Source organism: Komagataeibacter kakiaceti JCM 25156 (assembly GCF_000613305.1).
Genome location: NZ_BAIO01000065.1, coordinates 1 through 9,335, shown reverse-complemented (window position 1 = coordinate 9,335; position 9,335 = coordinate 1). Strand labels below are relative to the sequence as shown.

Annotated in this window: 6 protein-coding genes and 4 pseudogenes; 4 read left to right on the top strand and 6 right to left on the bottom strand. The window is 63.9% G+C overall.

Features of this window, described 5'->3' with window-relative positions; translation table 11 throughout:
• Nucleotides 1-342: 342 nt before the first annotated feature.
• Together JCM25156_RS06185 and JCM25156_RS22020 are read left to right on the top strand one after the other, a co-directional pair.
• A complete protein-coding gene (locus JCM25156_RS06185; RefSeq protein ID WP_025812497.1) occupies nucleotides 343-1,053 on the top strand; it encodes a response regulator transcription factor in 711 nt (236 codons plus the stop codon).
• Nucleotides 1,054-1,062: 9 nt separating this feature from the next.
• Nucleotides 1,063-2,825: pseudogene (locus tag JCM25156_RS22020) on the top strand (stimulus-sensing domain-containing protein).
• On the opposite strand, the gene pqqE reads toward JCM25156_RS22020, so the two are convergent.
• The 5 genes and pseudogenes from pqqE to pqqA form a co-directional block, all read right to left on the bottom strand.
• On the bottom strand, nucleotides 2,806-3,912 hold the full coding sequence (pqqE, locus tag JCM25156_RS06175) for a pyrroloquinoline quinone biosynthesis protein PqqE (RefSeq protein ID WP_025812496.1): 1,107 nt from the start codon (nucleotides 3,910-3,912) through the stop codon (nucleotides 2,806-2,808). The pseudogene JCM25156_RS22020 and the gene pqqE sit on opposite strands and share 20 nt — an antisense overlap.
• Nucleotides 3,909-4,190: a pyrroloquinoline quinone biosynthesis peptide chaperone PqqD gene (gene pqqD, locus JCM25156_RS06170; protein WP_025812495.1), complete on the bottom strand. Its 282-nt coding sequence runs from the start codon at nucleotides 4,188-4,190 to the stop codon at nucleotides 3,909-3,911. The genes pqqE and pqqD overlap by 4 nt, the downstream gene beginning before the upstream one ends.
• A pseudogene (gene pqqC, locus JCM25156_RS22015) lies at nucleotides 4,187-4,923 on the bottom strand (pyrroloquinoline-quinone synthase PqqC). Before pqqC ends, pqqD begins: the two are co-directional and overlap by 4 nt.
• Nucleotides 4,920-5,842: pseudogene (gene pqqB, locus JCM25156_RS22010) on the bottom strand (pyrroloquinoline quinone biosynthesis protein PqqB). The pseudogenes pqqC and pqqB overlap by 4 nt, the downstream one beginning before the upstream one ends.
• Nucleotides 5,843-5,897: 55 nt before the next feature.
• The gene (pqqA, locus tag JCM25156_RS22005; protein ID WP_010508617.1) at nucleotides 5,898-5,978 is read right to left on the bottom strand and encodes a pyrroloquinoline quinone precursor peptide PqqA; all 81 of its coding nucleotides are present in this window, start codon (nucleotides 5,976-5,978) and stop codon (nucleotides 5,898-5,900) included.
• A gap of 526 nt (nucleotides 5,979-6,504) precedes the next feature.
• On the opposite strand from pqqA, the pseudogene JCM25156_RS22000 reads away from it, so the two are divergent.
• Nucleotides 6,505-7,691: pseudogene (locus JCM25156_RS22000) on the top strand (AI-2E family transporter).
• Here JCM25156_RS22000 and JCM25156_RS06145 read toward each other — a convergent pair.
• Nucleotides 7,688-8,455, bottom strand: a complete 768-nt coding sequence (locus JCM25156_RS06145) for a Crp/Fnr family transcriptional regulator (protein WP_025812494.1) — start codon at nucleotides 8,453-8,455, stop codon at nucleotides 7,688-7,690. The pseudogene JCM25156_RS22000 and the gene JCM25156_RS06145 sit on opposite strands and share 4 nt — an antisense overlap.
• 307 nt (nucleotides 8,456-8,762) lie before the next feature.
• On the opposite strand from JCM25156_RS06145, the gene JCM25156_RS06140 reads away from it, so the two are divergent.
• Complete coding sequence (locus JCM25156_RS06140; protein ID WP_242402509.1) at nucleotides 8,763-9,152, top strand: hypothetical protein; 390 nt, start codon at nucleotides 8,763-8,765, stop codon at nucleotides 9,150-9,152.
• Nucleotides 9,153-9,335 lie beyond the last annotated feature (183 nt).

Below are 9,335 nucleotides of genomic sequence, written 5' to 3'. Positions count from 1 at the left end.
CCCCCTGTGCGGGACCGGGCTGTTCGCCCCCCGTGGAGGCCTGGGTACCGTCGCCTGCTGCGGCATCGGCAAAGGGGTTATGCTCTGTGTTCTCGCTCATGCTCTTACAAGTAGGTAACGGCTGACCGATGGACAAGGCATTGCGTTACGGACAGGCATGCCGTTTTTGCGCAACGTCCCTGCCACAAACGGCGCAGCCGGAATGCCTGTGACATTCCAGTGAAGCAGGATAACCGCATCCCCTCATGACATGCGGACATATATAACGCTATGCTGCCGCCGCCTGTCGGGCAAGACATGGTACCGCGCCCGCCCCGGCGAAGAAGCAAAAAGAGAGCCCCCATGGAGCCAACGAAACAGACAATCGTGCTGGTGGACGATGACAGGAACATCCTGACCTCCGTGCAGATGACGCTGGAGGCGGAAGGTTTCACTGTCCGCACCTATACCGATGGCGAGAGCGCGCTGCACGGTCTGTTGTCGCGGCCGGCCGATCTCGCGGTGCTGGACATCAAGATGCCGCGCATGGATGGCATGGAGCTGCTGCAGCGCCTGCGCGCGCGCTCGCAGCTTCCGGTCATTTTCCTGTCCTCGAAGGATGAGGAGGTCGATCAGCTCATGGGGCTGCGGCTGGGGGCGGATGACTACATCACCAAGCCGTTCTCTCAGCGCCTGCTGCTGGAGCGCATCCGCGCGCTGCTGCGCCGTAACGAGGTCACCCGCAGCGAAGCGACCGGCATGAGCCCCACCGGCACGATGGTGCGCGGCAACCTGTCGCTGGACGAGACACGCCACCAGTGCCTGTGGCATGGCCGTGACATCCAGCTTACGGTGACCGAGTTCCTGCTGGTCAAGGCGCTTGCGGCCCGCCCCGGCCTGGTCAAGTCACGCGACCAGCTGATTGACGCCGCGTATGGGGAGAACATCTATGTCGATGACCGCACCATAGACAGCCACATAAAGCGCGTGCGCAAGAAATTCCGGCAGGTGGACGAGGCGTTCAACCAGATCGAGACGCTGTACGGAATCGGCTACCGCTACAAGGAAGAATGACCCGGCCGGATGCCACGCCACATCTTATCCTCCCTGCCGCTGCCCGCGCGCCTGCGCCGCCTGTTCCCGCGCCGGGGGAAGGGGGAGGGCGGGAAGGCGGTGGTGGAGTTCATGGAATACCGGGCCCGGCTGGTCTCGCCGCTCATGCGGCGGATCCTGCTGGTCAATACCGTGCCGCTGGGCCTGCTGGCGCTGACGCTGCTCTACCTGACCCAGTTCCAGAACAGCCTGCTTGAAGCCGAGGTCTCGGCCTGCGGGAACAGGCGCGCATCTATGCCGGCGCGCTGGGGCAGAGTGCCGTCACCCTGTCCCGCCATGACATTACGCTGGAGCCCGCCCTGGCACGGCCCCTGCTCATGCGCCTGACCGAACCCAGCCCCAGCGCCCATGCCCGCCTGTTCGCGCCGGACGGGCAGGTGGTGGCGGACAGCCGCGTGGAACAGAACAGCCACCATGGCGGAGATGGAAAAGCGCCGCCGCCCACCCCGGAAGACGAGGAGCATTCCCCCCTCCATCCCCCGTCGGTCAATATCGGGGAGCGGCTGTACAACTGGCTGCTGGGCCAGTTGCCCACCCTGTCGGGGGAGCGGATCATGATGCTGGACACGCCGGATTCCGATCCGTCCATCCAGCCGGTCACCCAGCCCGACGGGACGCGGGTCATGGAAATCCCGCCCTATATCCGCCGCAACGCGCACCATCACCTGATGGTCACGGTGGCGGAACCCGTCATGCATGATGGACGGACCACGGTGGGCATCATCCAGCTCACGCGGGAGGCGCGGGATGTGGATCGTTCCCTGTTCGCGGTGCGGTCGTCCATCCTGTCGCTGTTCCTCATGGCGCTGGCGCTGACCATCCTGCTGTCATGGTACCTGTCGCTCACCATCGCGCGGCCGCTGCTGCGGCTGGCGGCCTCGGCCCATACCATGCGCGAATCGGCCGACCGCACGGACATGGTGCCCGAACGCCTGCTGGCACGCCGCGACGAGATCGGGGAAGTCGCCCGCGCGCTTCAGGACAGCGCCAGCGCCCTGTGGGCGCGCATGGATGCGATCGAACGCTTCGCCGCCGATGTCAGCCATGAAATCAAGAACCCGCTCTCATCCATCCGCTCGGCCATTGAAAGCCTGCTGCGCATCGATGATCCCGAACGCCAGCAGCGCCTGCTTTCCATCATCAATGCCGATGTGTGCCGACTCGACCGGCTGATTACCGATATTTCCGACGCCAGCCGCGTGGATGCGGAACTGTCGCGCGCGCGCGCCGAACCCGTGGCCATCGTGCCCCTTCTGTCCGTGCTGGCGGAAATCCACCAGGCCACCCGCAGGCCCGGCCAGCCCAGCATGGCGGTGGCCAGCAGCGGTGACAGCCCGGAACGGCGGCTGACCGTCATGGCGGTGGAGGACCGGCTGGTGCAGGTTCTGCGCAACCTGATCGGCAACGCGGTGTCCTTTTCCCCGCCCGATGGCCAGATCCTGCTCAGCGCCGTACCGGCAGGCGGCATGATCGAGATCGCGGTCAATGACGACGGGCCGGGAATTCCACAGGCCAAGCTCGACAACATATTCGACCGTTTTTACTCGGAACGGCCCAGCAGCGAGAATTTCGGCCAGCATTCGGGCCTGGGCCTGTCCATAAGCCGACAGATCATCGAGGCCCTGCGTGGCACCATCAGCGCGGAAAACCGCGTGGACGCCAGCGGGCGCGTGCTGGGCGCGCGCTTCGTGATCTGCCTGCCGCGCGTGGAGGTCAGCCGACCTCATCCATAGCCCGCGCGTACCTCCGGTAACGGAAGGGCGGCGGCTCGGCGGGCAGGGAGTCGATAACCTGCACGATACGATCATGATCGGGCGCCAGGGTACAGACCGGATCGGTCACGGCGGCATTACCCGCCAGCGCCAGCGCCTGACAGCGGCAGCCGCCCCAGTCCTCCTCGCGCTCGTCACAGCTCCGGCAGGGCTCGGGCATCCAGTCCGTGCCACGGAACATGTTGAACAGCGGGGAATCACGCCAGATATCCGCCAGCATCCCACTACGCACATCGGGGAATATGACGTTGGGGATCGTCTCCGCCGCATGGCACGGCAGCACGCGCCCGGAAGGTGTGATGTTGATGAACCGCCGCCCCCACCCGCCCATGCAGGGCTTGGGCCGGTCGGCGTAATAATCGGGCGTTACGTAATCTATGGTAAGCTGGCCCGCGTATTTTTCCCGCGCGGCGTCCACCGCCCGGGTTGTCAGCTCAAGCTGTGCCGTCGTGGGCATGAGCGCCGCGCGGTTGACCAGCCCCCAGCCATAGTACTGCGTATGCGCGATCTCGACACGGCGCGCGCCCATCGCGACCGCCGCCTCGAGCATCTGGGGCACACGTTCGGCATTTTCGCGGTAGATGACGAAATTGAGGGTCAGCGGCATGCCGTCAAGCACCACCAGCCGCGCGGCTTCCAGCTTGCGGGCCTGCGCGCCCTTCATGCCGCCCACATGCTCGGCGTTGGCCGTGTCGATGTCCTGGAATGAAAGCTGGACATGATCCAGCCCGGCCTGCACCAGCACGGGAAAGGTCGTGGCGTTGAGCAGCACGCCGGACGTGATGAGGTTGGTGTAAAGCCCGAGCCCCACCGCATGCCGCACCAGTTGGGGCAGGTCGGGGCGGCTCATCGGCTCACCCCCCGAGAAATGGACCTGAAGCACCCCCATTTCCGCCGCCTGGTCCAGCACGCTGATCCACTCATTGGTGGCGAGTTCGGTGGCCCGTGGCTCCAGCGCCAGCGGATTGGAACAGTACGGGCACTGCAACGGGCAGCGATGCGTCAGTTCCGCCAGAAGGCTCATGGGGGGGAGGACGGTGTCTGTCATGCCGTCAGTACCTGCCGGGTAATGAGGTCGGTGACCATGACATGGACATCACGCCCGATCACGTCAACGGGGGCCGTGAACCGACCGGCCAGTTCCGTCACGATCTGGCCCAGCGTGCGGCTGCCATCCACCAGCTTCAGCACTTCCGCCGCGACGAGATCGGGAATGAAGGCACGCTCGGGCGCCTGGATGATCCAGCGGTCGCGCACGCGGTCATGCTGAAGCCTGACCCCGCGCGCGAAACGGATGACGCTGCTATCTGCCAGGCTGGCGGTCATGCCGCGTCCGGGCGGAAGGCTCCGGGGGGAATGCGGCCGGGCGTGACATAGGCGTATTCCAGCTCATCCAGCATCGCCCACAGCACGCCGCACTTGAAGTTGAGCGCGCCCAGCACCGCCTTCTGCTGCTCGGGGGTGCGGGCATGTTCCTTTACGTAAGCCAGCGCGAAATCGGAATCACGCGGGGCCTGTGTCAGCCGCGGATGGAAATAGGCCAGCGTTTCGGAATTGATGAAGTCATAATGCTGCAACATCCCCGCCACGCGCTCGCTTATGATGGTGGGCGAGAACAGTTCGGTCAGGATGAGGCGATGCCTTCCAGAATCGAGCGGTCGCGCACGAACGCCACATACGCATCCACCGCGAAGCGCGTGGCGGGCAGCAGCCCCTCGAGGGATTCGACATAGGCGCGGTCAAGCCCCAGCCCGTCGGTCAGCTTGAGCCAGCGCGCGACACCGCCGGTGCCCGGTGCGTCACCATCATGGTCCACGATCCGGCGGCGCCACTCGCGCCGCAGTTCCACCGTGGGCAGACGGGCCAGAAGGGTCGCGTCCTTGGCCGGGATGCTGGCCTGATAATAATAGCGGTTCAGGGCCCAGGCCTGCACCTGCGCCCGGTTCAGCCGGCCATCATGCAGGGCGCGGTGGAAGGGATGCAGGTTATGGTAACGTTCCGCCCCGATGGCGCGCAGCGCGGCCTCAAGTTCATCGGGGGAAAGCAGGTGTCCACTCATTGAGTAATCCTCATCCCGTCATGGGAGACTTCCCACCCTGCGGCCTCGACCTGGGCGCGTTCGGGTGAATCCGCCAGCAGAACAGGGTTGGAGTTGTTGATGTGTATGAAAATCCTGCGTCCGATATCCAGATCGCGCAGGGCGGCGATGGTGCCATCCATTCCGTCGATGGACATGTGCCCCATGCGGCGGCCGGTCTTCTGTCCCAGCCCCGCGCGAATCATTTCATCATCGACCCACAGCGTGCCATCGAAGAACACCACATCCGCCCCGCGCAGGCGCACGCGCAGGTTATCGGTCATGCGCGCGCAGCCCGGCACGAAACACACCCGGTGGCTGCCATCGGATATTTCGAGCCCCACGGTCTCCCCGTTTTCGCAGATGGCCGCGGGGTCGGGTCCGGATTCGGCATAAAGCGGCACCTTGCCCGGCACCACGAAGGTACGATGGTCAGGCCCGCGGGCGTGCCATCCGTCAGCCGGAGGGGGAACGGCTGGTCGGGCACGATGGCCGTCCGGGTCACGATCTCGCGGTTCAGGGCTTCAAATATGGGATTGGCGTCCAGCACGGACATGACTTCGGCCGTGGCCAGCAGGGTGAAGGGCTGGCCTTCACGCAGGGTGAACAGGCCGGTAATGCCGTCTATCTCCCCGCCCGTCAGGATGACACCGGCGATGGGCGTGGAGCGCAGGCCCTCACGCGGGTGCAGGGCGGGGGTCTGGTTTATCTGGGTGCGCAGGTCGGGGGAGGCATTGACCACGAACCAATGCTTTCCGTCGCCACTGATGGCGATGGAAGCCTGTGTGCGGGGCGGGGCTGCTGGATCGCCGGCCCTGGCCCGCCTGCAACCGGGAGCGTTTGAATTCCATTGTGGAAATCCACCGCCCGCTGCCGCGCCGAGAACGATAATGTCGATCATGGACGCAGGTTGTAAAAGAAAATTGCCGCCTGTGCGAGACAGACGGCAATTTTTCTTACTTCTTTTCGCCGCAGACGTAGCTGTTGATTTCGGCGCCCAGCGGGACTTCGACGATCTTGGGGGTATTCCAGGCCATGGGATTCTCCATTGATTACGGGACCAGAAGGCGGCAGCCTTCATGTCAGGGTATTTGAGCCCTGTCCAATACCGCTTTCAACCCTTGTATTCCGCCAGATGAGGGCTAAAAATTCACGTTCCCGTGTGCGAAACGATCCCCTGCACTGCCTGCGTAGCGGGGATGTGCCAAAATCCTTGGTCCTGCCTGCCATAAACGCCCATAAGATACGGATCGGTATGGATGCACGAGGATGTTTCAAAAGTTCTGATGATGGGCGAACGTGGCCCCCGGCCACGACCGGACTGTGTTTGACGGCACCGAGGCAGGGCGGCGATCAGGACCGTGGGCGCCGGCGCGGGAAAAACACATGGCGGACCGCCCTGGACGCAGGGTTTCTGAAACAGTCTCCAGACGCCGGCACGGAACCTGATCCGGCTGTTGGCCCGCGCCCGTACAAGCCAGGACCTGAGTGATGCCGCCCGAGACCGAGCCAACCCCGTCATCATCCTACGAACAGATACAGCAGCAGCGCGCCATCGAGGTCATGCGTCACAGCCGCATCGACACCCGCACCGCCTGCCTGCTGCTGCTTAGCGTACTGGCTGTTTTCTATACGCTGTATTTCGCGTCCGCCATCATCCTGCCCATGATCCTGGCGCTGGTGGTCAACCTGCTGCTCTCGACCCCCATGCGCTTCCTGCACACCCGGCTGCACCTGCCCAAGCCGCTGGCGGCGCTGTGCTGATCCTGTGCGTGTTCGGCATCGCCGGGGCGGTGGGCACCGCCATTTCCGTGCCCGCCACCGGCTGGCTGGAACGCGCGCCCGAGGCGCTGAACACCCTGCGCGACCGGCTGGCCTTCCTGCGCGGGCCGTTCCAGCTCCTGACCAGCGCGTCAGACCGGATCCGCAATTTCATGACCATCGCGGGCGGCCATCTGGACCATCCCGCCCCGGCGATGGAGACGGCGGGGGAGCATGTCGTTGTCGTCACCTCCGGGCCGGGGGGGCTGGACCGGTTCAGCTCGTCCATCCTGCTGGGCACGCAGGCGTTCATGGGGCAGTTCTTCACCATGATCCTGATGCTGTTCTTCCTGCTCGCGCAGGGGGACAGCCTGCTGCGGCGGTTTGTCGAGATCATGCCCACCTTCGCCGACAAACGCCGCACGGTACAGATCGCCTACCAGATCGAGCGTAACGTTTCGCTCTACCTGGCCACCATCACCATCATCAACAGCCTGGTCGGGCTGGTGAACATGGCGCAATGCTGGCTGCTGGGGCTGCCCAACGCGCTGCTGTGGGGCGTGCTGGCATTCCTGCTCAACTACATCCCCATCATCGGCCCCATGATGGGCATCATCATCTATTTCCTGGTCGGGCTGTTCGTCTATCCATCCGTCTGGCAGGCGCTCCTGCCGCCCGCCATCTACCTGTGCATCCACCTGACGGAAGGCGAGACCATAACCCCCATGGTGCTGGCGCGCCGGTTTACGCTCAACCCGGTGCTGGTCATGGCCTCGCTCATGTTCTGGGACTGGCTGTGGGGCATTTTCGGGGCGTTCCTGTCGGTGCCCCTGCTGGCGGTGTTCAAGATCATCTGCGACCATGTGGAGTTCCTCACCCCCATCGGCCACATTGTCGGCGGCCCGACACGGACCGCGCCGCAGAACCCGCTTTTTACGGAAGAAGCCGCGCCGGACGCGGATAGTGACGAGACACTGGGCCCCGACTAACCGTTACCCGCCGCCAGTATGTCGAGCCTGCCCACGGCAAGGATGGTGATGGCGTAGCCCTTGCCCACGTCGATCATGCCCTGGCTGCGCATCCAGCTCAGCGTACGGCTGACGGTCTCGATGGTCAGGCCAAGATAATCGGCAATGTCGCCGCGTGTCATGGGCAGGTGCAGGCTGCCGCGATGCCCGGTCTGGTCCAGCGGCATCCCCGCGCGCATCTGGTCAAGCAGGAAGCTCGCCACCCGCTCGCGCGCCGTCTTGCGGCCCAGCAGCAGCATCTGGTTCTGCGCCGCCACCAGTTCATTCGACGCCTCTTCAAGCAGGCGGCGCTCGAGGCGGGGGAAATCATCCAGCAGTTCGGCCATCTTCTCACGTGAGAAGCGACATGCCCGCACCGTATCGACCGCTTCCGCCCCGAAGGCGTAACTGTCCGACACCGCAAGCCCGAGGAAGTGCCCCGGCGCGGCGAAGCCGGTGATCTGCCGCCGCCCGTCCGGCAGGGCCTTGAACAGCTTGGCGGTGCCGGAGGTTATGTTGAAGAAATCGGTGGCGGGCGCGCCTTCCTCGATAAAGCCACGGCCGGGGGGAATGATGGTTTCCACCGCCGCTTCCGCCAGGCGGGCCATGTCGGCCTGCCCGATCACGTTGCACACGCTGGTTGGACGGACGGTGCAGGTGGCGCAGAAATCAGCCTGCACACCGGATGACCCGATCACGATACGCCGTGGCCGCGACTCGAACTGACACGAAGGCATATCCGACATAGATTATTCCCAATTACTTTCAGGGGCCTGCGTTCCGGCGGTGAAGACGGCCGCCCATGGCGAGCCCCCTGAAAATACAGCAAATCATTCGCAAACGGAACCGAGTATGTCCGATGGATTGATGTAAATCAATGCGTTGCGCCACGGATCGTTCGGTAAATACAATAAGCATCATAAGAAAAGTTTCTCAACCCACAGGAAACCCCGCCGCGTGCAGGCCGCCCCTTCCCCCCTGGTCAGACGACTGGCCCCCGCGGATGTACCGTTGCTGTATCCCCTTATCCGGCTGTCGTTTCCGCATATTACGATGCGGGAATGGACGCGCATCGGGCGCAGGATGGCGCGCGCGGGCAAACGCGCGCGGGAGGGGATTCTGGTCGCCCATTATGGTGAAGCGCGCCCCCCCTGCGCCATGGCGACCTTCCGGCGTGGATTCGACCTGTATTCGGGCGATACGCTGAGCGCCGATTACATCATCGCCCTTTCCTACGCCCACAAGCAGCAGATCATCGACGCGCTGATTCCCGCCATGGAAACACTGGCGCGGGAAATGGGGTGCCGGGCGATCCGTACTTTCTCCTACAGTAACCCCGTGGCAAACAAGGACAACACAGTCCTGAAACTGTGTTCCTCAAGCCACATTACCGAAAGAACAGTCCGGATCGAGCGCAATAAGGAAATAGATCGGCCTCTGTGATTGATTCACATCAAAGCCGAATGTTAGGTGGGCGTGATTTCTGCACAGATCACATCACTTCGAATATTCTTAACGTTCTCACCAACACCACGTGAGAGAAAAATTAAGGTCTGCCCATGATGAAGAACATTCGCAACATCGCCCTGTCGGCCGCTTTCGGCGCCGCAGCGCTGACGCCGGTCG

What these genes read in the sequence shown, in the direction of transcription:
- pqqA (WP_010508617.1), bottom strand. Translation starts at nt 5,978, where the DNA reads ATGGCCTGGAATACCCCCAAGATCGTCGAAGTCCCGCTGGGCGCCGAA.
- JCM25156_RS06145 (WP_025812494.1), bottom strand. Translation starts at nt 8,455, where the DNA reads ATGTCGGATATGCCTTCGTGTCAGTTCGAGTCGCGGCCACGGCGTATC.
- JCM25156_RS06140 (WP_242402509.1), top strand. Translation starts at nt 8,763, where the DNA reads ATGCGGGAATGGACGCGCATCGGGCGCAGGATGGCGCGCGCGGGCAAA.
- pqqE (WP_025812496.1), bottom strand. Translation starts at nt 3,912, where the DNA reads ATGACAGACACCGTCCTCCCCCCCATGAGCCTTCTGGCGGAACTGACG.
- JCM25156_RS06185 (WP_025812497.1), top strand. Translation starts at nt 343, where the DNA reads ATGGAGCCAACGAAACAGACAATCGTGCTGGTGGACGATGACAGGAAC.
- pqqD (WP_025812495.1), bottom strand. Translation starts at nt 4,190, where the DNA reads ATGACCGCCAGCCTGGCAGATAGCAGCGTCATCCGTTTCGCGCGCGGG.